This is a genomic window from Streptomyces sp. NPDC094147 (assembly GCF_044764265.1).
Classification (GTDB): Bacteria; Actinomycetota; Actinomycetes; order Streptomycetales; family Streptomycetaceae; genus Streptomyces.
In genome coordinates this window covers 137,761-161,033 of the sequence record NZ_JBIWHT010000008.1, presented here as the reverse complement: position 1 = coordinate 161,033, position 23,273 = coordinate 137,761, and the positions used below count along the sequence as shown (strand labels likewise).

The following is a 23,273-nucleotide window of genomic DNA, read 5'->3' as shown; positions in this document are numbered from 1 at the left end:
GCTGTGACACGTGAAACTGCGGCGTCAACGCCCGGGACACAAGTTTCTTGGGGTGAACGGGAGTTCGGATCCGGTGTCTCATGACAGGGCGGGCACGTCCAGCGTGATCGTGCCCGCCTCCGCGTCCAGGACCGCGGGTACACCGAGGGGCATGGTCAGCGCGGTGTCGCAGTGCCCGAATCCGAGGTTCTCCACGACCGGCACGCCGAGCCGGCTCAGGCGTTCGTACAGCACCGGGCGCACCCTCTCCTCGTACGGGCCGCACTCCTGCCAGGAGCCGAGCGCGATGCCGGTGACGCCCTCCAGCCAGCCCGCGCGCAGGAGTTGGGTCAGGGAGCGGTCCAGGCGGTGGTCCTCCTCGCCGACGTCTTCGAGGAGGAGCAGCCCGCCCGCCGCGGACGGCCGGGCGTGCGGGGTGGCCAGGCTCGTGGCGAGCAGGGCCAGGTAGCCCCCGAGGGTGATGCCGCGGGCGCTGCCGGGCACCAGGGGCCGGGCGCCGGGCAGGCCGAGGGTCATCGCGGCCTCCGGCTCGAACAGGGTGGTGCGCAGGGATTCCTGGGTGGCGGCGTTCTGGAGGAAGGCGGCGGCGGAGGCCATCGGGCCGTGCAGCGTGGCCAGGCCCAGGCGCACGGCGAACGCCTCGTGCAGGGTGGTCACGTCGCTGTAGCCGATGAGCACCTTGGGCCCGGCCGCCCGCAGCGCGGTCCAGTCGAGCAGGTCGACCATCCGCTGGGCACCGTAGCCGCCCCGGGCGCACATCACCGCGTCGACTCCGGGATCGCACCAGGCCTCCTGGAAGTCGCGCGCCCGCTTCTCGTCCTCGCCCGCGAGGTATCCCAACTCCGGGTGTTTTTCGGTGACTTGGGTGGTGGCGACCGGTTCGAGGCCCCAGCCGCGCAGGATGTCGAGGCCGGCCCGGAGCCGGTCCTCGACGACGGGGCCACTGGGGGCGACCACGGCGATCCTGGCGCCCGGACGAAGGCGTGCGGGGCGGGTGAGTGGTACGGCTGTCACTTGGTGAGCTCCAGAAGGGGGATGTCGGTCCGGTCGATCGCGAACACCTGGGCGTACAGGGAGAGTTCGGCCTCCAGGGCGCGGATCATGGTGTCGGCCCGGCGGAAGCCGTGGCCTTCGCCCTCGAAGGTGAGGTAGGCGTGCGGGATGCCGCGGCCCTCGATCTTCTCCAGGAGGCGTTCGCACTGCGCGGGCGGGCAGATCACGTCGTCCAGGCCCTGGAGCAGCAGGAAGGGCGCGGTGATCCGGTCCGCGTGCTGGGCGGGCGAGCGTTCGCGGTAGCGTCCCGACAGTTCGGCGCGGGGCCCGATGAGGCTCTCCAGGTACTGCGATTCGAAGTCGTGGGTGCCGCTGGCCGCCCAGTCGGTGAGGTCGAGGACGGGGTAGGTGATGGTGCCGCAGGCGTACACGTCGGTGGCGGCGAGGGAGGCGGCCGCGGTCCAGCCGCCCGCGCTGCCGCCGCGGATCGCCAGACGGCGCGGGTCGGCGCTGCCTTCCTCGGCGAGCGCCCGCGCCACGGCGGCGCAGTCCTCCACGTCGACCACGCCCCACTGCTCGCGCAGCCGGTCGCGGTAGGCGCGCCCGTAGCCGGTGGAGCCGCCGTAGTTGACCTCGGCGACACCGATGCCGCGTGAGGTGAAGTAGGCGATCCCCAGGTCGAGTACGAGGGAGAACTGGCCGGTGGGGCCGCCGTGGGCCCAGATCACGTAGGGCGGCAGTTCGCCGGCGGGGGCGGCCCGGCCGGGGTGGTGCGGCGGGTGGACGTGGGCGTGGATCTCCCGGCCGCCGGGCCCGGTGAACGTGCGGATCAGCGGCTCGGGGTAGTACGCGGGGTCCACCGCGTCCCGGTGTTCGCGGCCGATCACGCGGGCGCGGCCGGTGGCGGTGTCCAGTTCCACCACCTCGTACGCGGTGCGCGGGCTCGCGGCGACGCCGACGACGCGGCTGCCGTGCGCGGCGAGCGTCGGGGTCCACTCGGTCCAGGGGCCTGCGGCGTCCACGAGGTCGCCGCTCTCCGGGTCGAGTATGCCGAGCGCGGTCGTGCCCCGGCCGTGGACGACGGCGATCAGACCGCTCTCCAGGGGCTGGAACCAGCGCCGTCCGACCTGCCAGAGCGGCCCGGCGAACTCCTCCTCGCGGGGGCACAGCGCGACGGCCGTCCCCTCGGCCGGGTCGGCGCGGTACAGGTTCCACCAGCCGCTGCGGTCGGAGGCGAAGAGCAGCCGCCCGTCGGCGGCCCAGTCGGCCTGGGCGATGGATTCGCCCGCTCCTCCGGCGAACCGCCGGGCCGCGCGGAGGTCGCCGTCCTGCCCCACGTCCGCGAGCATCAACTCGGTGCGGTCCCACGGCATATGGGGGTGGTCCCAGGCGATCCAGGCGGCCCGCTCTCCGTCGGGCGAGAGCCGGGGGCCGGTGACGAAGCGGTGCCGCCCGTCGCTCAACTCCCGTACCACGGTGCGGTCTTCGGCGGCCGATCCGTCCAGCGGCACCGCCACGATCACCCGGCGCACATCGGTGGGCGCCTCGCCGGTGAACTCCTCAAGGACGCACCACACTTCGCCCCGGGCGAGGTCGATGCGGGGGTCGATCCAGCGCAGCCCGCCGCCGACCGCACCGAGCGGGGTGAGCGGCCTCGGCTCCCCGGTGCCGTCCGGCTCGTACGCGTACAGCCGCTGGTCGGCGAAGTGCACGAAGACGAGGAGCGGGCCCGCGGAGGCGCGGTCGGCGCCGTCCCAGGGCCGGCCGCCGTACTCCATCACGCGGCTGCGCACGTTCCACGGTTCGGGCAGCACCGGCTGCGCCGTGCCGTCGGACCGGCGGCGCACGAGGACCCGCCTGCCGCCCTCGGTGGGGCGCGGCTCGGTCCACCACAGCTCGTCGCCGACCGCACCGACGTACTCGGCGTGACCGTCGTTCGCGGCCGCGAGCGCCGCGTCGATCGGCGAAGGCCAGCTTCCGTAAGGCCCGGTGGGCACCATGTCTCCAACTCCCCCTATGCGGACCGCAGATAGTGGTCGAGGACCCGGACGCCGAAGTGCAGGGCGGCCACGGGCACCCGTTCGTCGACGCCGTGGAACAGCGCCTGGTAGTCGAGTCCGGCGGGCATCCGCAGCGGTGCGAAGCCGTAGCCGGTGATGCCGAGGCGCGAGAACTGCTTGGCGTCCGTCCCGCCCGACATGCAGTACGGCACCACATGCCCCTCGGGCGCGAACCGCTCCACGGCGGCCCGCAGCTTCTGGTACGTCGGCGAGTCCACCGGCGCCTGGAGGGCGACCCCGCCGTGGTGGAAGTCCCAGTCGACATCGGGCCCGGTCAGCTGGTCCATGGTGGTACGGAACTCGGCCTCGCCGCCGGGCACGATCCGCCCGTCGACGTACGCGGTCGCGGTTCCCGGGATGACGTTGACCTTGTAACCGGCCTCCAGCATCGTCGGGTTGGCGCTGTTGCGGATCACCGGCTCGACCAGGGCGGCCGCGGGCCCGAGCTTGCCGAGGAGTTCGTCGGCGTCGAACCCCTCGGTGTCCGGGTCGGCCTCGATGCCGTGCAGGGCGGCGAGTTCGACCAGGCTGGCGCGGACGGTCGGGGTGATCCGCACCGGCCATTCGTGCCGGCTCACGCGGACGACGGCGGCGGCGAGCCGGCTGACCGCGTTGGCGTGGTTGACCTTGGAGCCGTGGCCGGCCCGGCCGCGGGCGGTGAGCCTGAGCCAGGCGGTGCCGCGCTCCCCCGCCCCGATGGGGTAGATCTCCATGCCCTGCCCGGCGTGGAAGGTGACGGCGCCCGACTCGCTGATGCCCTCGGTGCAGCCCTCGAAGAGCTCGGGGTGGTGGTCGGCGAGGAAGCCCGCCCCGTCGACCGCGCTCGCTTCCTCGTCGGCGGTGTACGCGATGACGATGTCCCGCCGGGGCCGCACACCGCGCCGGGCCCAGGCCCGTACGACCGCGAGGACCATCGCGTCCATGTTCTTCATGTCGATGGCGCCCCGGCCCCAGACCACGCCGTCGCGGACCTCTCCCGAGAAGGGATGCACGCTCCAGTCGGCGGCCTCGGCGGGCACCACGTCGAGGTGCCCGTGCACGAGGAGGGCATCGGCGGACGGGTCGCTGCCCTCGATCCTGGCGACCACGTTGGTACGGCCCTTGGTGCGCTCCAGCATCAGGGGCTCAAGTCCCGCCGCGGCGAGCCGCTCGGCGACGTACTCGGCGGCCGGGCGCTCCCGGCAGTCGCCGCCGCCCCGGTTGCTCGTGTCGATCCGGATCAGCTCGGAGGTGAAATCGACCACCTCGTCACGGGCCAGCTGATCCGCCGTCTCCACCTCAGCCATACTGCTCCTCCACCGCGGACGAGACGATCGTCGTGACCGCCTTGAAAGTGCGAATGCCCTCATACATCGTCGGACTGGTGTAGGCGACGCGCCGTTCACCCGTATGCGCCACGCCCGGCACCACAGTGGCCGCGGCGGACAGGTGCTCGGCGTCGAATTCCAGCTCCACGGTGAAGGGCCCGCCGTCCACGGGTGCGACCCGGCGGGCGAGCGGGGCGGCCTCCAGCGCCGCGGCCCTGATGTCCCGGGCGGTACGCGCCGGGGTGCGGCACACCGCCGCGTACCGCGAGACGTAGTCCTTGACGGCCGCCTTGCGGGCGAGCGGTGCGTAGCCCTCGGCGTCGGCGCAGGTGAGGTCGTCGCCGGTCACCAGGATCACGGGCACCCCGTACTCGGCGGCGACATGGGCGTTGAGCAGTCCCTCGCTGGCGCGGACGCCGTTCAGCCAGACGCCGGTGATGGAGTTGGCGAGATAGGTGTGCGCGAGGACGCCTTCCGTACCGGCGCCCGTGTGGTAGCCGACGAAGGCGACGCCGTCGACGTCTCCGTGCTGGATCCCCTCCACCATGGAGAGCGACTTGTGCTTGCCGGTCAGCATCTGGGCCCGTTCGTCGAGCCGTTCGAGCAGCAGGTTGCGCATGGACCAGTGCGCCTCATTGATGAGCACCTCGTCGGCGCCCCCCTCGAAGAAGCCGAGCACGGCCGCGTTCACGTCGGACGTGAACATCGCCCGGCAGCGCTCCCACTGCGGTGTCCCCGGCAGCACATCGGCCGGCCAGGTCACTCCGGTGGCGCCTTCCATGTCGGCGCTGATGAGGATCTTCATGAAATGTGGTCCAACCGCAGGTCAGAGGCTCGGCGTTGGGATTCTGACAGCAGTTCTCGACAGCTTGCACGAGCAGAGGCGGGAAACCTCATGCCTCTCGCATCAGCAAAGACGGAGATCTTCATGAGGCGTGACGTTACGCGCCGGCGAATGAACCTGCTACGAGGAGGAGAGGAGGTTCACCCCTCATTCCCGGCCCACGGCACCGTGGATCCCGCGGGCCGGCGTGTGCCCTCGAAGACTCACAACCTGTCGCCGGACGCGGGTCGTGGCTGTACTTCACCGGGCTGTCGACGGCGGGCACGTTCGGGCCGGTGCTGCGCCTCGTGTGCGGGACGCCGTTCACCTCCGCGCGACTCGCAGCGGCCGTGGCCGCCCACAGCCATTGACTCGCACGGCTGTCCCGCGGCCCCTGGGCGAAGATCCACTGACGGCCGTCGCGGACCATGAACCGGTCGTAGTGGCGCATCCAGCTGTCGTAACGGGGCGCGTCGCGTCCCCACATCTCACGCGCCCGCGCGTCGGCATCCTGGCGTCGCTGCATGGCAGCCCTTTCGGCTCGGTCCGTAAGGCCATCCTGGCTCCGGCCGGGCGGGCGTGCCCGAGGGTGCCCTCGGAACCGTTCGGCCGGTCGCGACGTCGAAGCACTGTGCCTGGTGAAGGAGATGAAAGGGCGGTCGCCCTGCTCTGTGCGAGGCAAGGGGATCGCCGGCTGTGGCGGCTGCCGGTGCTTGCCGCTCTGGTCCTGACGGCTGTGTCCTGCACGAACAGCAGCGGCTTCCAAGGGGGCGCTGCCCCGCAGCAGCCGTCGGTTCCTGTATCGACCGGGCGCGCGGACAGCACCAACCCGAACCCCTTGCCGGACTCTCCGCCCAGTGCCCCTTCATCCGCTCCTGCCGTTCCGCCCGCCACGGGGCGCAAGCCCCCACCGCACGATGCGCCGCCGCCCTCAACAGGAGCCTCGCGCACGCACCCCGGCTGTCTGACGGGCAGGGTCGCTGTCACTCTGCGCCCGGGGGAACTCGCCACCCAGCGGCTGTGCTTGCGGGTCGGGGCCGGCATCACGGCGGTGGTGCCGCCACGTCGCAACGGGCCCTGGCCGGAGCCGCACACCAGCGGTCCGATGCTGGCCGTGATCACGGCCAAGTCGATGGATCCGGACGGAACCTGGCATGTCACCATTCGCGCCGCCCGGCCGGGCTCGGCAACGGTGACCTGGGGGACGGAGGGGGCGACCGTACTCGCCTTGCAGTTGGATGTGGCCGCCTATCTGATCTCCTGAAGCTCAGGCTTCGGGGTGAACGGGAAACGCGACGGCCGGTGTGCGCCCCGTCGCAGTTCGAGGCACACACCAGCTGTCGTATCAGAGCCCGGTCAGTCGTTCGTGCGTCCCTTGAAGCGCCGTACGTCGAAGGACCGGATGCCGCGTCCGTGGGTGGCGGCGTACAGGCTGTCCGGGCCGAGGCTCAGTCGCAGGACTGCCGTGGTGGGCAGGCCCTTGCCGAGCACCTGCCACTGGTCGGTGCCTGCGGGGCGGTAGAAGACGGCGAGGTCGCCGCCGAAGTTCGAGCCCATCACCTTGTCGCGGCCGCGCAGGATCGACTGGCCGTTGTCCTGAAGCCCGCCGGTCACCGAAACCCCGCCGTAGGCGAGGTCCTTGCCGACGCCACCGAGTAGTACTGAAGGGTGTCGATGGTGCGGAAGCCGCGAACGGCTGGCTGCTGACCACTCCGAACGCGGCGGCCACGACGGTGCAGGTCATGCGCCGCCGATGCCGTTGAGGCATCATGCGCTCTCCTCCCTACGGCCGGGCGCTGGATGTGGCCCGACGCCAGGAAGATCTCGGCGTGCTCGCGACACCCCGGAAGGGGGTCCCGGGAAATATGAGTCAGAGTTTGCCTGTCGGGCTGAAGTCTCTGAGCACTCCGTCGAGTTCAAGTCCAGCGCCCGTGTGGGAAAGACGCGGTCGAGGAACTCGCAGAGCACCTTTGAGGGGATGCCGTGGGCGCTCCACATCGGCCTGCCGGGCCTGGAGGTACACGTACTCAACAGCGCGTGCCTTCCCGTCCCACCCGGCGTGGCGGGGGAGATGTACGTGGCGGGTGCCCAGCTGGCCCGCGGCTGCCTCGGACGCCCGGAGCTGGCCGCAGCGCGGTTCGTCGCCAACCCCTTCGGGCCGCCCGGCAGCCGCCTGTACCGCTCCGGCGACCTGGCGCGCTGGACGCCGGAGGGTCGGCTTGAGTACCTGGGACGGGCGGACGACCAGATCAAGCTCCGCGGCTTCCGCATCGAACCAGGAGAGATGGAAGCGGCGCTGCTCGCGCACGAGGACGTGGCGGAAGCGCGGGTGCTGGTACGTACCGATACCGTCGGGGACAGAGTCCTCACGGCCTACGCCGTATGCGCCGCGGGCCGCACATTCGATCCGGCCGGACTACGCGGACGCGAGCCTCGATGACGTGTGGACCACCGATGTTCCGTCCGGCCTGGGCGGCCAGGCCGGGGGGCGTACGAGTACTGCACCGATGTCGGCTTCGCCGTACAGAAGCTCCTGGCAGGCGGTGGTCTCCGGCCTGGCTGTGATGGCGTACGGTGGGGTTTACCGACGCGGGGTGGAGCAGCTCGGTAGCTCGCTGGGCTCATAACCCAGAGGTCGCAGGTTCAAATCCTGTCCCCGCTACTGCAGAGATGGCCCGGATCCTCAAGGATCCGGGCCATCTTCTGTTATCCGGCGACTGGCCATTTCTTCGCTTCGGCCGGGGGTGTCGTCGACGCGTGGGACGGCACGGGTACTGGGCTTGAACTCCACTGGCGGAGGGCCCTCCAGAGGCTTGATGATGTGGGGGTCCGGCTTCGGCTCGGGCAAGTTCAGGTATGGACGGCCCCCGGCTCCTGTAAAGAGCCGGGCCGTCCGATACCCGGGCGTCTGGCAGCAATGGAATTCCGGGCTGGTGGACAGTGGGCCTGTGCCCCGTCGCTCGGTCACCCACCTGATACGAGTGTGCCGTCCGCCGATTCGGTGCGTCGAGCGACGCCCGTCGTGGGGCCGCCTGGGCGGGGGCTGGTGGTCTGGCTCAAGTCCGGCGGGTGGCGTCGGTCTGCTCACGCAGGATGTCGCTGTGGCCGGCGTGGCGGGCGAATTCCTGGATCATGAGCAGGTAGATCCATCGCAGGCTGACGGTGCCGAAGACAGGGTGCTGTCGGATGGCGTCGAGATCGATGTCCGCGGCGATCGCTCGTGCGCGCTCGCTGGCGCGCTCGAATTCGGCGATCACGTCGGCCACCGTTTCGTCGTCGCTGACCACGAAACTGGCCTCGCCCACCATCGCACCGTCGCATTCGGAGTCCTCCAGCCCTGCCAGGATGCGCTGGAACCACTTCCGTTCGGCGAACGCGGCGTGTTTGACCAGTCCGATCGATGTCGTCATGGACGGGACGAGACGGCGGCGGGCCTCTGTTTCAGACAGGCCGCGCACCGTGTCGATCAGTTCGGCCCGAGTGTGGTCAAGGAGGTATTCGAGCAGCTGGCGCTCGGGGCCGTGGGTGATACGAGTCGGGTCGTTCATGTCGGGTGTTTCCCTTCGTGGACAGCGTTGGAGTTCACGGTTCCGATCGATTGGGCTGTCGGTGTTTGCGAGCGAACGTCGCGTCGGGGCGCTGTTGCCCGGCTTCGGTGTGGCGGGCGATGACGCCGGATCCAGCGGGCCAACCAGTCGGCGGCGATGATGTCGCTTGCTTGCGGGCTAGGGGGCGCCGAGTCGATCGGTTCGATGTCGAACACGAATCGGAGGCCGAGAGGGATTCCTGGCTGAGAGGGGTGTCGTCGATGTCCAGCAGCCAGGCCACCGGGACGACGAGACCGGCTTCTTCTCGGACTTTGCGTCCGGCCTGCCGCAGAGGTCCCGTTGGACTCAACGCTACCTCGCCGACCGACACGAGTCCGCCCCGGCAAGCCCGGAACCCCCACCCGCGGTCGATCGCGACAACGAGCAAGCCTGAGCGGATCACCCTGCCCGCACCACACAACGCCGACGCGACTGACGCCCCGTCAGGCCATGCCCCGCACCGCCGTGCCTTCGTACGCGGCAGGGCAGCGGGTCGCCCACGCGTCTACCGGCGCCACGTGGCGGATCGAGGCGACCACGCCCCCGGAGGCCCCGCGCAGGCGCTCGGCATGCACGTCGGCGACGTGGTGGGCCAACTGTCCGCGTTTCCAGGGACCGAACTCACCGGGCGTCTCCCGCGCTGGACCGGAACCGCCGGATCGCCCCTTTCGAGATGATCCCGCAGCCGGTCGGGGCAAGGGCCGAACCTGCCGATCGGCGGGTGGGGATCGATGAACTTCCGCTGAAAATCGGCGAGTTGCCCGCGTCGGCACCCCCAGGGAGGAGCGCATCGGCGGGTGCTTCGGCGGGCAGCCGGAAGAGGCCAGATGCTCCGACAGCTCCGCAAGGCGCAATGCCTCCGGATGCCTGATCAGCTCCCCCAACAGCCCGTGCCCGGACGGCAGATCGCCATCCATCTGTGCTCGCAGCTCCGCTCACACACCCTGCACAGGGCCCCGCACTACGAATCGCCGCAGGCCGCAGCGAAGCTCCTCAGAGATGAGGATCTTCATGGCGCGCCACGTTACGCGCCGGGCGGCGAACCGGCTGCGAAGACCGGGGAGACCCGCCCCGTGAGCCGAGGAAGTCGGGGAGACCTGGGCCGCGCTGGGCCGGGGCGGGCACCGGGCGGGCCCGCCCCGGCCGCTGGTCGGCTCAGGAGGCCGTGCCGGGCAAGCCGCCTCGGACGTCACGGGCCGCGCTCACCAGGTTCTCCAGCGAGGCTCGCACCTCGGGCCAGCCGCGGGTCTTGAGGCCGCAGTCGGGGTTGACCCACAACCGCTCGGCCGGGATGGCCTCAAGTCCCTTGCGCAGCAGGGCCGCTGCTTCGTCGGCGCCGGGCACGCGCGGGGAGTGGATGTCGTAGACACCGGGCCCCACTTCGCGCGGGTAGCCGGCGGTGGCCAGTTCGTCGGCGACGCGCATGTGGGAGCGGGCGGCCTCCAGGCTGATGACGTCGGCGTCGAGGTCGTCGATGGCCGTCAGGATGTCGCCGAACTCGGCGTAGCACATGTGGGTGTGGATCTGGGTGTCCGCGCGTACGCCGCCGGTGGTCAGACGGAATGCCCGGGTGGCCCACTCCAGGTAGGCGGGTCGGTCGGCGGCACGCAGCGGCAGCGTCTCGCGCAGCGCGGGTTCGTCCACCTGGATCACCGAACTCCCGGCTGCTTCAAGGTCGTTGACCTCCTCGCGCAGGGCGAGGGCGACCTGGCGGGCGGTGTCGCCGAGCGGCTGGTCGTCGCGGACGAAGGACCAGGCGAGCATGGTGACCGGGCCGGTGAGCATGCCCTTGACGGGGCGGTCCGACAGCGTCTGTGCGTACGTCGTCCAGCGCACCGTCATGGGTTCCGGTCGGGAGATGTCCCCGGCCAGGATCGGCGGGCGGACGTAGCGGGTGCCATAGGACTGGACCCAGCCGTGCTGGGTGGCGAGGTAGCCGGTGAGCTGCTCGGCGAAGTACTGGACCATGTCGTTGCGTTCGGGCTCGCCGTGCACCAGGACGTCGATGCCCGTCTTCTCCTGGAAGGAGACGACCTCGCGGATCTCGGTCTCGATCCGCTCCTCGTACGCGGCGGAGTCGATGCGTCCGGCGCGCAAGTCGGCGCGGGCGGTGCGCAGTTCGGCGGTCTGCGGGAAGGAGCCGACGGTGGTGGTGGGCAGCAGTGGCAGGCGCAGGCGGGCGCGCTGGGCTGCGGCCCGCTCGGCGTAGGGCTGGGCGCGGCGTGCGTCCTCCTCGGTGACGGCGGCGGTGCGGGCGCGTACTTCCGGGTCGCGGGTGATCGGGGAGGTGGCGCGGGAGGCCAGGTCGGCGCGGTTGGCGGCGAGTTCGGCCGCGATGGTGCCGGTGCCCTGGGCGAGGCCCCGGGCGAGCGTGACGATCTCGGTGGTCTTCTGGTGGGCGAAGGCCAGCCAGCGGGCGATCTGCGGTTCGATGTCGCGTTCGGCGGTGGCGTCGAGCGGGACGTGCAGCAGGGAGCAGGAGGACGCCACATCGACACGGTCGGCCAGGCCGAGCAGGGTGCCCAGGGTGGACAGGGACTTCTGCAGGTCGTTGATCCAGATGTTGCGGCCGTTGACGACGCCGGCGACCAGGCGCTTGCCGGGCAGGCCGCCGACGGCCGCGAGGTCGTCGAGGTTGGCCGCGGCGGGGCCGGTGAAGTCCAGGGCCAGCCCCTCGACGGGCGCCTTGGCCAGGACGGGCAGGGCCTCGCCGAGCCGGTCGAAGTACGAGGCGATCAGCAGTCGCGGGCGGTCGGTGAGGGCGCCGAGGGCGCGGTAGGCGCGGGCGGCCGCGTTCAGTTCGGCCGGGGTGCGGTCCTGGACGAGGGCGGGCTCGTCCAGCTGCACCCAGTCCGCCCCGGCCGCGCGGAGATCGGCGAGGACCTCGGCGTATGCGGGAAGCAGCCGGTCGAGGAGTGTCAGCGGCTCGAAGTCGGCCGTGACTCCCGGGGCGGGCTTGGCCAGGAGCAGGTAGGTGACCGGGCCGACGAGGACCGGGCGCGCGGTGAGGCCGAGCGCGAGGGCCTCCTTCAGCTCGGCGACCCGCTGGGCGCTGTCGGCGGTGAAGACGGTGTCGGGGGCGAGTTCGGGGACGAGGTAGTGGTAGTTGGTGTCGAACCACTTGGTCATCTCCAGGGGCGCCACGTCCTGGGTGCCGCGGGCCATCGCGAAGTAGCCGTCCAGGGCGTCGGCCTCGACGGCGGCCCGGTGGCGGGCCGGGATCGCGCCGACCATGACGGAGGTGTCCAGGACGTGGTCGTAGTACGAGAAGTCGCCGGTCGGGACCTCGTGGATGCCGGCGTCGGCGAGCCGTCGCCAGTTGGCGGCGCGCAGTTCGGCGGCGGTCCGCCGGAGTTCGACGGCGCTGACGCGGCCCTTCCAGTACCCCTCGACGGCCTTCTTCAGTTCCCGCCGCTGCCCCTGGCGGGGGTAGCCGTGCACGGTGGCCCGTGCTGCCGCGGCTGTGGACTTGCTGGTCACAGGACTCTCCTTCGCGAGCTGTTCAGAGCGACCCGGAGACGGGGCGAGAGCGCGAAGGGACGGCAGACCGGGCGGTCCCCGGCGCTGTGTCGCCGCGGGTGCCCGCCAGATGTGTGCGCCGACCCGCCCTCGAGGTCACCGGATCTCCGCACGCGACCGATCGCGTACGGGCAGTGGCAGGTCTTCGGACTCGCGGGCACGTCTGCCGGGGCAGACACCTACTGGCCGTCGCTTCCCGGACCCGGACTCCCGGACCCAGTGCGTATGACGGCGGTCGTTCCCACTCACCGCTGCGGGGCAGTCCCGGATTCCCACCGGGTTCCCTCTTGCGACGCACCTGCCTGGCGGACAGGGCGAACCAGCTGCACCCGCCAGCCTACCCGGCGCCTCCCAGCGGCCGCCCGGCCCGCAGATTCCACCGGCCGGCCCGGCCGCTCAGCTCCACCGCGGTCAGCGGGGGCACATCGATCCGCCAGAACAACTGCTCCGGCAGCCCCAAGGCCCGTACCACCGCGGCCCGTACGACATCGGGCTCCGCCACCGCGATCACCCGGCCCTCCTGGCGTGCCGCTGCCGCCAGCCAGTCACCGGCCCGGCCGCACAGCGTCAGCAGCGACTCCCCTCCGTGCGGGGCACACGCCGGATCCGCCAGCCAGGCGGCCACTTCCGCCGGCTCGGCGGCACTCACCTCGTCCAGGGTCCTGCCGTGCCAGCGCCCCATGGCGCAGCCCGCCAGGGCCGCGTCCGGCACCGCCGACAGGCCGAGTGCGTCAGCGGTCTGCCGGCAGCGGACGCCGGGAGAGACCGCGGTCCGGGTGGCGGCCGGCAGCGCATCGGCGGCCGAGCGGGCCCGGCGGATCCCCGCGGCGTCCAGCGGGCTGTCGGCATCGAAGCGCGCCTGACGCAGTGCCTCACTGCTCGCCGGCGAGACCAGGATCACTCGGGTGGTCATGTGCGCCCCTTCACGGTCAACCGGCCTTCGTACGACGGGTGTTGGGAGCACACCGGATCCGCTGCGCCCCTCATGACCGCCGCGTACGCCCTTGGCGTGCCCACCGCTTCGCGGTACCTTTCCGCCGATATTGACGACGGCATGACGGAAGCCGGTGAGAGCCCGGCACGGTCGCGCCACTGTAAGCCCAGCAGCAGCCGCCCCGTCCGTGGGGCGGCGAACGTCGAGCAAGTCAGACCCGCTGCCGTCGTCCTGTGCACCACCGAAACGGGACGCGAGTTCCCCAGGAGGTTCCTGCCATGGCGCAGTCCGTCGCCCAGCCCGCCGCCACCCCCGCACTTCCCGCCAAGCTGCCGGTCGGGGCGATCCTGCCCTGGGCGGTCTTCTTCGGCATCCTGATGCTGGTCCTGCTCTACTTCGTCGGCGCCGAGCAGGGCGCCACCTCCGTGATCTCCGGCGAGAACGTGCACGAGTGGGTGCACGACGGCCGCCACCTGCTCGGCTTCCCCTGCCACTGACCGGGGACCCGACACCATGAACTCCGCAACCGTCAGAAACCTCCTGGTGCGCGGCATGCTCGCCGGCCTCGCCGCCGGGCTGCTCGCGCTCGCCGTCGCCTACTTCCTCGGCGAGCCCCGCGTGGACGCGGCCATCGCCTACGAAGACGCCCACACCCATGACCACGGCATGGCAGTGGTCAGCCGCTCCCTGCAGTCCACCGCCGGTCTCGCCACCGGCGTCCTCGTCTACGGCGTGGCGCTCGGTGGCATCGCCGCCCTCGCCTACTGCTTCGCCCTCGGCCGCACCGGCCGTTTCGGCCCGCGCGCCACCGCACTCCTGCTGTCCGGCGCCGGTCTGCTGGCGGTGTACGTGGTGCCGTTCCTGAAGTACCCCGCCAACCCGCCGTCGATCGGCGACCCCGACACCATCGGCAAGCGCACCACGCTGTACTTCCTGATGATGGTGCTGAGCGTGCTCCTCGCGATCGCCACCGTCATCCTGGGCAAGCGCCTGGCACCCCGCCTGGGCAACTGGTACGCCACCGTCGCGGCCGGAGCGTTCTTCGTGCTCGCCGTCGGCCTGGCCTACGCGTTCCTCCCGGCGATCAACGAAGTCCCCAAGGACTTCTCCGCCACCTTGCTGTGGCAGTTCCGGCTGGCCGCCCTGGGCATCCAGCTCACCCTCTGGACCTGCTTCGGCCTGGTCTTCGGGCACCTGGCCGAGCGGCTCCTCAACCCCCGTCCGGCCGCCGCCGCGAGGAAGGACGCGACCGCACGGCCAACTCCCGTATCAGGCTGACGAGTTCACGGCGCGCTCCCGTCTCGCTGTCAACGAGGCGGGAGCGTCGCGGGTTCCTCGACGGGGTGGGCGGGGCCGTCGACCTCGACGTACGCCTCGCCCTCGGGCCATGCCACGTCCGTGTAGGCGACCAGGAGGCCGGGCAGTCCCTCGGTCTCCGGTGCGACGAGTTCCACCCGGTGATCACTTCCCCGGAAGTGGCACCGGTGGACCCGGGTGCGCACCTTGCCGGGGCCCGGGGTGACGCTCAGCCGCAGCTGGCGCGGCCTCAGGAGCACCGGTCCCCGGCGCGCCGCACCGGCGTTGACGGTCAGTTTGAGGATGCCGAAGGCTGTGTCGGCGCGCATGCCCTCGATACCGGCCGGGACGATGTTGGCTTCGCCGAGGAAGCCGGCGACCGCGGTGTCGGCCGGTTCGCGGTAGAGGACCTCGGGTGCGGCCTGCTGCACGATCAGGCCGGCCCGCATCACGGCGATGGTGTCGGCGAAGGAGAGCGCCTCGTCCTGGTCGTGGGTGACGAGGACCGCGGTCGCTCCGGCGGCGCGCAGGGTCGCCGCGACTTCGGCGCGCAGGTCGGTGCGCAGCGTGGCGTCGAGGGCGGCGAACGGCTCGTCCAGGAGCAGGAGTTCGGGCCTGGGGGCAAGGGCGCGGGCGAGGGCCACGCGTTGCTGCTGGCCGCCGGAGAGCTGGTGGGGGTGGCGGTCGCCGAGTCCGGGCAGGCCGATCAGGCCGAGGAGTTCGGCGACGCGGTCGCGGCGCTGCGGGCGGGGCAGTCCGAAGCCGATGTTGGCCGCGACGGTGAGGTGGGGGAAGAGGGCGCCGTCCTGCGGTACGTAGCCGATGCGGCGGCGTTCGGCGGGGAGCCGGCGCCGCCCGTCGTCGAGCACGGTGTGGCCGAGCGCGACCTGTCCGCGCTGGGCGGGGTGGAATCCGGCGATGACGCGCAGCAGGGTGCTCTTGCCGCAGCCCGACGGTCCGAGGACGCAGGCGAGTTCGCCGTCGGGAACGGTGAGTTCGACGCCCTGGAGGATCGGGGTGCGGCCGTGGGCCGCGTGCAGGGCGGTGATCGCGAGGCCGCTCATGGGGAGGTCTCCGGGGTGGGGTGGGAGCCGAGGGCACGGCGGGTCAGCAGGAGCACGGGTGGTACGGACATGACGACCATCAGCGCCGCGTACGGGGCGGCGGCTCCGTACGCGAGGCCGCTGGTGTAGATCCAGAACTGGGTGGCCAGGGTCTGGGTGCCGGTGGGGCGAAGCAGCAGGGTGGCGGTGAGCTCGGTGCTGGCGGTGAGGGCCACCATCGCGGCGGCGGCGCCGAGTCCGGGCAGCACCAGGGGAAGTGTGACCCGGGTGAACACGGCGAGCGGGCGCGTACCGAGTGAGCGGGCGACCTCTTCGACGCCCGGCGGCACTTGGGCCAGGGCGGCTCGCACCGCGGTGAGGGCGAGCGGGAAGAAGAGGATGACGTACCCGGTGACGAGCATCGGGGGCTGCTGGTAGAGCGGCTGGGCGTAGCGGATGGCGAAGAAGACCACGGAGAGGGCGACGGCGATGCCGGGCAGTGCGCGGGTGAGGTACGCCGCGCGTTCGGCGGTCCGGGCGAGCCGGGTGCCGCGCCGCCAGCCGTACAGCGCCACCGGCACGGCGGCGGCCGTTGCGACCAGGGCCGCGGTGGAGGCGTAGCCGAGGGTGGTCAGTGCCGAGGACCACACGGAGGCCGACGGCAGCGAGGTCGAATCGCCCTTCACCAGCCAGTAGCCCAGCGCGTAGAGCGGGACGCCGAGCGAGAGGGCCGCCACCGCGGCCAGTGCGCTCAGCGCCGCCGGCTTCCAGCGGCCGAGCGGCGCGGGAGCGGCGTGGCGTCCCCCGTTGCCGGGACGGGTGACGCGGCCGCGACGGCCGGCCCAGGCGTCCAGGCCGACCAGCAGCAGGGCGAGTGCGACCAGTACCAGGGTGAGCAGGGAGGCCGACGCGGCGTCGAAGCCGAGCTTGTACTCGGTGAAGATGGCGGTGGCGAACGTGGTGTAGCGCAGCATCGCGAACGCGCCGTACTCGCCGAGCAGATAGAGCGAGACCAGCAGCGCGCCGCCGGCGAGCGCGGGCCGGCTGAGCGGCACGGTGACCCGCCACAACGTGGCCCACGGCCCGCGGCCCAGGCTGCGCGAGACTTCCTCGGCGGCGCCGTCCGTGCGCCGCAGGGTGGCCGCGACCGGGAGCATGACCAGCGGGTAGAGCGAGCAGGTCATCACGAGGACCGCGGCCCAGTAGCCGTGCATCCACGGGTAGAGCGAGACCCAGGAGTAGCCGCGCACGAACTCGGGCACGGCCAGCGGCAGCGCGAGCAGTACCGTCCACCAGCGTCGTCCCGGGAGGTCGGTGCGCTCGATGAGGTAGGCGGCGGTGAAGCCGATGACCGCGGTGGCCAGGGTCACGGCCGCGGCCAGGGTGACCGTGTTGCCGATCAGGGTGGCGAGGACCGGCCGGCCGAGCAGCCGGTTGGCCTGGTCCCAGCCGGCCTGGGCCGCCTGCATTCCCACGAATGCCAGCGGTGAGACCACCAGCGCCACGACGCCGAAGGCGAGCAGGGCGAGCGGTGAGAGCAGAGCGGTGGCCCGCCACCGCCGTAGCGGTGACGGGCCGTTGCCGGGGTGGGTGGTCACTGCAGGAGGCCGGTGTCCTGGAGGAGTTGCAGTGCGGCCTTGCCGTCGCCGAGGTCGGCGACGGGTGCGACGGTTCCGACGGAGTCGAGCGGCGCGAGCCCGGCCTTGCCCGGCACGCCCGCGAGGAGGGGGTACTCGTAGCTCTGGGAGCCGGCGATCAGCTGCTGGGCGCCCTTGCTGTCGAGGTAGGCGAGGAAGGCCTGGGCGGCTGCCTGGTGCTTGCTGGTCTTCAGGATGCCGGCGCCGGAGACGTCGACGAGCGCACCGGGGTCGCCCTTGGCGAAGTAGTGCAGCTTGCTGTGGGTGGCGGCGGCGGTCTTCTCGTCGCGCAGGCGGTACCAGTAGTAGTGGTCCACGACACCGCCCTGCACCTCACCGCTGTTGACGGCGGCGGACAGGTCCTCATTGCTGTTGTAGACCTTGGCGTTGGCCTTCAGACCCTGGAGCCACTTCTTGGCGCCGTCGGTCCCATCGGTCTTGATCATGCGCGTGACGATCGGGGCGAAGTCGGTCTCGCCGGGGGCGATGCCGAGCCGGCCCTTCCACGCCGGCGAGGCGAGGTCCCGCACCGAGGCGGGCGGGGCGCTGTCGGCCGGGGTGCCGGAGGCGGCGATGAACGCGGCGGTACGGGCGGAGACGCCGACCCAGCCGCCGGTCGGCGAACTGTCCGCCGCCGGGACGGCCTTGAGGGTCTCGGGAGCGACCGGCGCCAGCAGCTTCTTCTCCTCCAGGACGGTCAGCGCCGGCGGGTTCTCGGCGTAGAACACGTCGGCCGGCGACGCCTCGCCCTCCTGCAGGATCTGGTTGGCCAGTTCGGCCTCGTCCCCCGAGCGGAGCTGGACCTTGATGCCCGTGCGCTTCTCGAAGTCCGCGGTGAGCGCCTTGACGGTCTGCTCGTGCTGCCCGCTGTAGACGGTGATCGACTGACCGGCCAGAGAGGTTGAGGCGCCCGCCGTCGGTGTGCTGTCGGCGCTCTTGCCGTTCCCCGAGCCGCCGCAGCCCGCAAGTACGAGAAGCGAAGCAGCCACGATCGGCAGGGCCACGATCGACCGTCCAGGTCTGGGCACGATGAACGTCCTTACATATGGAGCGAGCAGGAATGCCGGGCGGCCTGCGGTCACTGCGACCGCGCCGCCGGGAAAGGCGGACGGCCATGCAGGATCGGCCCCCGCGTTGGTTAGCTGAGGCATACCTTAGTGAGAATTCGGCCCAGCGTCTACATGACTGTAGACATTGTTCAGGCCGCCACGGCGGTGCGGTCGTCGGCCCGTGCGGTGAGGGAGGCGGAGTAGCGGCGCAGGAGCAGGATGGCGGTGGTGGCGAGGCCGGTGAGCAGGCCGAGCCAGAGGCCCACGGCTTCGAGGTGCACGGCGTAGGCCAGGAGCCATCCCGCGGGCAGACCGACGGCCCAGTAGCCGATGAGGGTGATGCGGAATCCGCTCTTGGTGTCGTCGAGTCCGCGCAGCAGGCCGACGCCGATGTTCTGGGCGCAGTCGAAGAACTGGAGGAACGCGGTCACGATCAGCAGATGGCTCGCGATCGTGAGGGCCCGGCCGGAGCCGGACTCCAGGAACGGGGCCAGGACGAGCTTCGGCAGGGTGAGGTAGAGGATGCCGACGACGGTCATGACGGCACCGGCGCAGGCCAGCGCGGTGTTCTTGATCCTGCGGACGTCGTCGTAGCGGCCCAGTGCCAGTTCCCGGCTGACGTTGATCGATGCGGCGTGGGAGAGGCCGACGGCGACCTGGAAGACGATGTAGACGAGTTGGTTGACCGCGGTGTGTGCGGCCAGGGCGGCCGGTCCGAAGGATCCGGCCATCAGCGCGGTGAGCGAGAAGAAGCCGGCCTCGGAGCCGTAGGTGGCGGCGATCGGGATGCCCAGGCGCAGCAGCCGTCCGAGGACGGCGGGGTCCGCCTTCATCAGGTCCAGGGACAGCAGGGGGGCGAGCGCGCTGTCCTTGCGGGCCGAGAGGTACAGGGCGACGAAGGTGAGCAGGTAGACGCTGGAGGTGGCGATGCCGATGCCGGTCAGTCCCATGCGGGGCAGGCCCCAAGTGCCTTGGATGAAGAGCCAGTTGAGGCCCGCGTTGACCGCGACGGAGGCGATGGTGATCTGGAGCAGGGCCTGCGGGCGCCGCATGCCGACGGTGAACTGGCGGATCACCTGGAACCAGAGGCAGGGCAGCAGACCGGGGGCCAGCGCGAAGATCATGGTCTGGGCGCGGTCGGCGACACCGGCGTCCTGACCGAGCCAGGGCAGTGCCCGCCCGATCAGGATCATGAGGACGGCGCCGGCGATGCCGGCGAGCGTGGCCAGCGCCATGCCGGCGCGGACGATGCCCCGCACCTCCTCGCGGCCTTGCTCCGTTCCCTGAGCGGCTTCCTGCTCGGCGCGGGCTCCGGCGGCGGCTATCTGGTTGCCGACGGAGGTGACCAGGCCGACGCCCATGGTGCGCAGCTGGTTGAAGATGACGATGGCCAGGCCGCCCGCCGCCAGTTCCTGGGTGCCGAGGAAGCCCATCATGACGGTGTCGGTGGTGGTCAGGGCGACCTGGGCGAGCTGGGTGAGGATCAGCGGGACGGCGAGCGCGGCGAGGGCGCGGCTGTCGCGGAGGAGGGTGGTGAGCATCGGTTATCGGTTCCTGCGGAGCTTGGTGAGGATTTCGTCGATCTCCCGTTCCGCGTCGGGGTCGAGGAGGCCGCGGGCCTGCATCCATGCGTCGTTGAAGACGGTGTCCATGTACTTCTCCCCGCCGTCATTGATCAGGGCGACCATAGTCGTCCCGGGCGGCAGCGAGGGCAGGCGGGTCAGTGCCTCGTGGACCACGCCCCCGGCGGAGCCTCCGATGAGCAGGCCGGTACGGGCAACGGCCCGGCAGGTCGCGAACGCCTCGACGTCGCCGACCTTCACGCCCTCGTCTATCAGGTCGAAGTCCACCAGTGCTCCGATCTCGGCGCCCTCGGGGGTGCCGGTGCCGGACTGGTAGTAGTCGTGGGCCGGCCCGCCGAAGGCGATCGATCCCTTGGGTTCGACTCCGACGGTGGAGAAGTGGGGTATGAGGGTGCGCAGTTCGCGGGCGGTGCCGCACAGGCCGCCGCCGGTTCCGACGGCGCCGACGAGGACGTCGAGGTTTCCGTCGAGGGCCGCGTTCAGTTCGTGGGCGACGGGGAAGTAGCCGACTCCGTTGGCGGGGTTGTTGTGCTGCTCGGTGAAGATGGTGTTGTCCTGGCCGCGGGCCATGTCTTCGGCGAGTTCCTCGCGGGCGGCGGTGGCCAGTTCCTCGGCGCCGTCGTCCACGACGTAGACCAGCTCGGTGCCCAGGGCCTTCATGGCGCGGAGCTTGTCGGCGGCGGCGTGGTGGTCGACCACTGCCGTGAAGGTGTAGCCGCGCTCGGCGGCGATGACGGAGAGGCCGAGCCCGGTGTTCCCGGAGGTGGATTCGATGATGCGGCCACCGGGCCGCAGGTCGCCGGAGTGTTCCGCGGCGTCGATCATCGCGCGTGCCATCCGGATCTTCGCGGTGCCGGTGGGGTTGAACATCTCCAGCTTCAGCAGCAGACGGCTGCCGGTCTCCGTGGTGGCGAGTTCCAGCAGCGGGGTGCAACCGATGAGGTCGGATACCTGTGAGACCACGGCTGGGCGGGCGAGGGCCGCGTTCATGGAAGAGCTCCTGGGTGAGTGGGGGGATGTCAGCCGGCGGTTCGGCGGTCCAGGCGCCAGCGCGGGCGGTCGCCCAGCCGGTCGAGGACGACCTTGGGGGGCAGCGGCAGGTCGTGGAAGGGGGACTCGTTGGAGTCCATCTGGTAGCCGGCCGTGTTCGGGTACACGAGGAGGTCGCCGACCCTGGCGCGGGCGGGCAGCGCGCTCTTGCGCCAGGTGACCATGTCCGACTCCAGACATGAGGCTCCCCCGACGCATGTGGGACGGATGCCCGTGCCCCGGGAGCGGCCCGTGGGGGTCACCAGTTCCGGGTCGGGCAGGTATTCGCTGTTGAACCACTGCTCGGACAGGCTCAGGCTGGTCCCGTCGACGGTGGCGATCCGGTACCCGTCGCGTTCCTTGAGGCCCTGGATGCGGAAGACCGTGGAACCGGCGCCGGCCAGCAGGGCGCGTCCGGGCTCCATCATCAGCAGCGTCCCCGTCTCCTTGAGACGCTCGGCGAGGCTGGCCTGCCCGCCTTCGGGGACGGAAGCGAGGATGGTGCGCAGGGCGTCCGCGCCCGCGACCGGGGAGTGGTACGGGTAGAAGTCGCCGCTCTGGAACGTCTTGCGTGCGTGGTAGTGCTCGGGACGCTGCTCGGCGAGGAAGGTGTGCCACGCCTCGGCCGGGGTGTAGTCGACGGCGAAGCCTCCGCCGATGCTGATCCGGTCGGCCTGCAGCCCGAGGACCCGGGCCTTGAGACACCACTCGACCAGTTCCGCGGCGAGGTCGGCCCGGGGCTGGGTTGCGTAGCCGGACAGGTGGAAGCTGAAGCCCTCCATCCGCACCGCGTCGCCGACGCGTACGCATCGGTCCAGGGCGGTCTCCAGCTCTGCGGTGTTCATGCCGAACCGGCTGTGGGGCTGCGTGGGAGGCAGGCGGCGCAGCAGCAGCCTGGCCGGTCGCACCGCGCCGGTCAGTGCCAGCGTGATGAGCATGTCCAGTTCGTCCAGTGCGTCGACGGCGATCAGACAGCCCTGCGCCAGGGCCGGCCTCAGCAGCTCGTCGCTCTTGGCGGGACCGGTGACCACGATGTTCTCGCCGCGTACCCCGTGGCCGAGAGCTTCCCGCAGTTCACCCACGCTGGCCACGTCGACCCCGGCCTGGTGGAGGGCGCAGCGCTCCATCCATACGGCCGCCTTGTTCGCCTTCTTCGCGTAGTACACGCGCCCTTCCACACCGGCGTCGCCGAGCGCGGTGCGGAAGGCGGCGAGGTTGGTGTCGAAGCGATGCGGCAGCAGGAAGTGGAAGGGGCCGCCGAAGGCGTAGGACAGCTCGTGGAGCAGTCCGCTGTCCAGTACCCCGTCGGTATCCGGATCGGGGTGGGCGGCCAGGCTCGGCACGTCCGTCTTGTGCGGGGCGGTCACTGCCACAGCGGCACCTCGGTGCCCAGGCCCTGCGCGAGGGCGAGTTGCGCGAACCGGTGGCCGAGCGCGATGTCGGTGACGACGAGGCCGCTGTTGTAGGCGAAGATCTTCTCCTCGGCGGAGCGGCGGCCCGCGGTGATTCCGGCGATCACCGGCGCCAACTCGCTGTCGACCGGGGGCAGTTGGCCGTCGGCGTCGGCCATGTCGGTGCCCGTGACCTTCATCTGGGCCTCACTGGTGGCGATCACCCGGTCGGCGCGGTGCAGGGTCGAGGGCGCCAGGCCGTGGCCGACCAGGATCGACAGGGCACCCGGCTTGAGCCAGCCCGCTTCGACGGCGGCCGGAGTGTGGCCGCCGGCGGTGGCCACGACGACATCGGCGTCCGCGGCGGCGGCCCGTACGTCCGTGACGATCTCCACGTCCCGCTCGGGGAAGTGCACCCGCAGTTGTTCACGCACCGCGGCGATGCCGTCCGGGTGCGTACCGAAGAGCGTCAGCCGGTCCAGATCGGGCAGCGTCGTCAGCAGGAACGGCAGCGCCAGGCGGCCTTGGGTGCCGGTGCCGATGACCAGGGCGCTGCGCGCACCCGGTACGGCGCATTCACGGGCCAGCAGGGCAGAGACGGCCGGGGTGCGCAGAGAGCCGATGCGGGAGCAGTCCATCATCGCCACCGGAAGACCGGTGACGTCGTCGTAGAGGCTGAGCGTCGTGTAGTAGTGCTGCTCCGCGCGCCCGACGTCGAGGCCGTGCTTGTACGAGGTTTTGATCGCGACGACGTTGCGCGAGCCGTCCCGGCCGAGCATCGCGTACGCGACCGAGTGCTCGTCGCGCGGCTTGACGGTGAGCTTGCGGGGGTTGTCCGACTGGCCCTCGTGGAGCGTGCGGTAGGCGCCTTCGACAGTGGCGACCACATCGGCCGGGGTGATGTCGATCCCGGCGAGGTCACTCTTGGACAGGAGCCGCAAGCGCGTGTCGTCGGCGGATATCGCGCCGTCGGCCTTGAGGGTCTGTGCGTCGGTCATGGGTCAAGTCCTCCAGTGTCAGGG

The 23,273-nt window shown here is 71.4% G+C and carries 19 protein-coding genes, 1 tRNA gene, 1 pseudogene and 2 riboswitches; of the genes and pseudogenes, 5 read left to right on the top strand and 16 right to left on the bottom strand.

Annotation, left to right across the window (positions count from 1 at the left end):
* Positions 1-78 precede the first annotated feature (78 nt).
* Genes ACIQ8J_RS15420 through ACIQ8J_RS15405 form a run of 4 tightly spaced genes read right to left on the bottom strand, consistent with a single transcriptional unit; the run spans position 79 to position 5,165 of the window.
* The gene (locus ACIQ8J_RS15420) at positions 79-1,014 is read right to left on the bottom strand and encodes an LD-carboxypeptidase (protein ID WP_403272230.1); all 936 of its coding nucleotides are present in this window, start codon (positions 1,012-1,014) and stop codon (positions 79-81) included.
* On the bottom strand, positions 1,011-2,993 hold the full coding sequence (locus ACIQ8J_RS15415) for a prolyl oligopeptidase family serine peptidase (protein ID WP_403272231.1): 1,983 nt from the start codon (positions 2,991-2,993) through the stop codon (positions 1,011-1,013). The genes ACIQ8J_RS15420 and ACIQ8J_RS15415 overlap by 4 nt, the downstream gene beginning before the upstream one ends.
* 14 nt (positions 2,994-3,007) lie before the next feature.
* Entirely contained in the window at positions 3,008-4,339 is a 1,332-nt protein-coding gene (locus ACIQ8J_RS15410; RefSeq protein ID WP_403272232.1) for a M20/M25/M40 family metallo-hydrolase, read from the bottom strand.
* A complete protein-coding gene (locus tag ACIQ8J_RS15405; RefSeq protein WP_403272233.1) occupies positions 4,332-5,165 on the bottom strand; it encodes a M55 family metallopeptidase in 834 nt (277 codons plus the stop codon). The genes ACIQ8J_RS15410 and ACIQ8J_RS15405 overlap by 8 nt, the downstream gene beginning before the upstream one ends.
* A 1,072-nt stretch (positions 5,166-6,237) precedes the next feature.
* On the opposite strand from ACIQ8J_RS15405, the gene ACIQ8J_RS15400 reads away from it, so the two are divergent.
* The gene (locus tag ACIQ8J_RS15400) at positions 6,238-6,447 is read left to right on the top strand and encodes a hypothetical protein (RefSeq protein WP_403607824.1); all 210 of its coding nucleotides are present in this window, start codon (positions 6,238-6,240) and stop codon (positions 6,445-6,447) included.
* A 92-nt stretch (positions 6,448-6,539) separates the two neighbouring features.
* Here the strand turns inward: ACIQ8J_RS15400 and ACIQ8J_RS15395 are convergent, their stop codons facing one another.
* Positions 6,540-6,797, bottom strand: coding sequence for a hypothetical protein (locus tag ACIQ8J_RS15395; protein WP_403272235.1), 258 nt, complete (start codon positions 6,795-6,797; stop codon positions 6,540-6,542).
* Positions 6,798-7,116: 319 nt separating this feature from the next.
* Between ACIQ8J_RS15395 and ACIQ8J_RS15390 the strand changes: the two are divergent.
* Positions 7,117-7,605, top strand: a pseudogene (locus ACIQ8J_RS15390) (hypothetical protein); the annotation flags it as partial.
* 166 nt (positions 7,606-7,771) lie between these two features.
* Positions 7,772-7,845: transfer RNA gene (locus tag ACIQ8J_RS15385), tRNA-Met, on the top strand.
* Between the two features lie 394 nt (positions 7,846-8,239).
* Here ACIQ8J_RS15385 and ACIQ8J_RS15380 read toward each other — a convergent pair.
* The 4 genes from ACIQ8J_RS15380 to ACIQ8J_RS15365 form a co-directional block, all read right to left on the bottom strand.
* Positions 8,240-8,731 carry a DinB family protein gene (locus ACIQ8J_RS15380; RefSeq protein WP_403272236.1) on the bottom strand — a complete coding sequence of 164 codons (492 nt, stop codon included), beginning with the start codon at positions 8,729-8,731 and terminating at the stop codon, positions 8,240-8,242.
* A 482-nt stretch (positions 8,732-9,213) separates the two neighbouring features.
* On the bottom strand, positions 9,214-9,366 hold the full coding sequence (locus tag ACIQ8J_RS15375; RefSeq protein WP_403272237.1) for a hypothetical protein: 153 nt from the start codon (positions 9,364-9,366) through the stop codon (positions 9,214-9,216).
* 559 nt (positions 9,367-9,925) lie between these two features.
* Entirely contained in the window at positions 9,926-12,250 is a 2,325-nt protein-coding gene (gene metE, locus ACIQ8J_RS15370) for a 5-methyltetrahydropteroyltriglutamate--homocysteine S-methyltransferase (RefSeq protein WP_403272238.1), read from the bottom strand.
* A 157-nt stretch (positions 12,251-12,407) separates the two neighbouring features.
* Positions 12,408-12,628: riboswitch (cobalamin riboswitch) on the bottom strand.
* Positions 12,627-13,202 (bottom strand): histidine phosphatase family protein, encoded by a 576-nt coding sequence (locus tag ACIQ8J_RS15365; RefSeq protein WP_403272239.1) that lies wholly within the window; start codon positions 13,200-13,202, stop codon positions 12,627-12,629. (Overlaps the previous riboswitch by 2 nt.)
* 146 nt (positions 13,203-13,348) lie before the next feature.
* Positions 13,349-13,440: riboswitch (cobalamin riboswitch) on the top strand.
* Between the two features lie 61 nt (positions 13,441-13,501).
* Here ACIQ8J_RS15365 and ACIQ8J_RS15360 point away from each other — a divergent pair.
* Both ACIQ8J_RS15360 and ACIQ8J_RS15355 read left to right on the top strand, forming a co-directional pair.
* Positions 13,502-13,720 (top strand): CbtB-domain containing protein, encoded by a 219-nt coding sequence (locus tag ACIQ8J_RS15360; RefSeq protein ID WP_403272240.1) that lies wholly within the window; start codon positions 13,502-13,504, stop codon positions 13,718-13,720.
* Positions 13,721-13,736: 16 nt separating this feature from the next.
* The gene (locus ACIQ8J_RS15355; protein ID WP_403272241.1) at positions 13,737-14,501 is read left to right on the top strand and encodes a CbtA family protein; all 765 of its coding nucleotides are present in this window, start codon (positions 13,737-13,739) and stop codon (positions 14,499-14,501) included.
* A gap of 29 nt (positions 14,502-14,530) precedes the next feature.
* On the opposite strand, the gene ACIQ8J_RS15350 is transcribed toward ACIQ8J_RS15355, so the two are convergent.
* The 7 genes from ACIQ8J_RS15350 to ACIQ8J_RS15320 all read right to left on the bottom strand — a co-directional run bounded on the left by ACIQ8J_RS15350 (position 14,531) and on the right by ACIQ8J_RS15320 (position 23,249).
* The gene (locus ACIQ8J_RS15350) at positions 14,531-15,583 is read right to left on the bottom strand and encodes an ABC transporter ATP-binding protein (protein WP_403272242.1); all 1,053 of its coding nucleotides are present in this window, start codon (positions 15,581-15,583) and stop codon (positions 14,531-14,533) included.
* Complete coding sequence (locus ACIQ8J_RS15345; RefSeq protein ID WP_403272243.1) at positions 15,580-17,160, bottom strand: ABC transporter permease; 1,581 nt, start codon at positions 17,158-17,160, stop codon at positions 15,580-15,582. Before ACIQ8J_RS15345 ends, ACIQ8J_RS15350 begins: the two co-directional genes overlap by 4 nt.
* Positions 17,157-18,227 (bottom strand): iron ABC transporter substrate-binding protein, encoded by a 1,071-nt coding sequence (locus ACIQ8J_RS15340; RefSeq protein ID WP_403272244.1) that lies wholly within the window; start codon positions 18,225-18,227, stop codon positions 17,157-17,159. Before ACIQ8J_RS15340 ends, ACIQ8J_RS15345 begins: the two co-directional genes overlap by 4 nt.
* A 170-nt stretch (positions 18,228-18,397) precedes the next feature.
* Positions 18,398-19,789 (bottom strand): MATE family efflux transporter, encoded by a 1,392-nt coding sequence (locus tag ACIQ8J_RS15335; RefSeq protein WP_403272245.1) that lies wholly within the window; start codon positions 19,787-19,789, stop codon positions 18,398-18,400.
* A 3-nt stretch (positions 19,790-19,792) separates the two neighbouring features.
* Positions 19,793-20,821 (bottom strand): cysteine synthase family protein, encoded by a 1,029-nt coding sequence (locus ACIQ8J_RS15330; RefSeq protein WP_403272246.1) that lies wholly within the window; start codon positions 20,819-20,821, stop codon positions 19,793-19,795.
* Positions 20,822-20,850: 29 nt separating this feature from the next.
* Positions 20,851-22,233, bottom strand: coding sequence for a Y4yA family PLP-dependent enzyme (locus ACIQ8J_RS15325; RefSeq protein ID WP_403272247.1), 1,383 nt, complete (start codon positions 22,231-22,233; stop codon positions 20,851-20,853).
* Positions 22,224-23,249, bottom strand: coding sequence for an ornithine cyclodeaminase family protein (locus ACIQ8J_RS15320; protein ID WP_403272248.1), 1,026 nt, complete (start codon positions 23,247-23,249; stop codon positions 22,224-22,226). Before ACIQ8J_RS15320 ends, ACIQ8J_RS15325 begins: the two co-directional genes overlap by 10 nt.
* Positions 23,250-23,273: the final 24 nt, after the last annotated feature.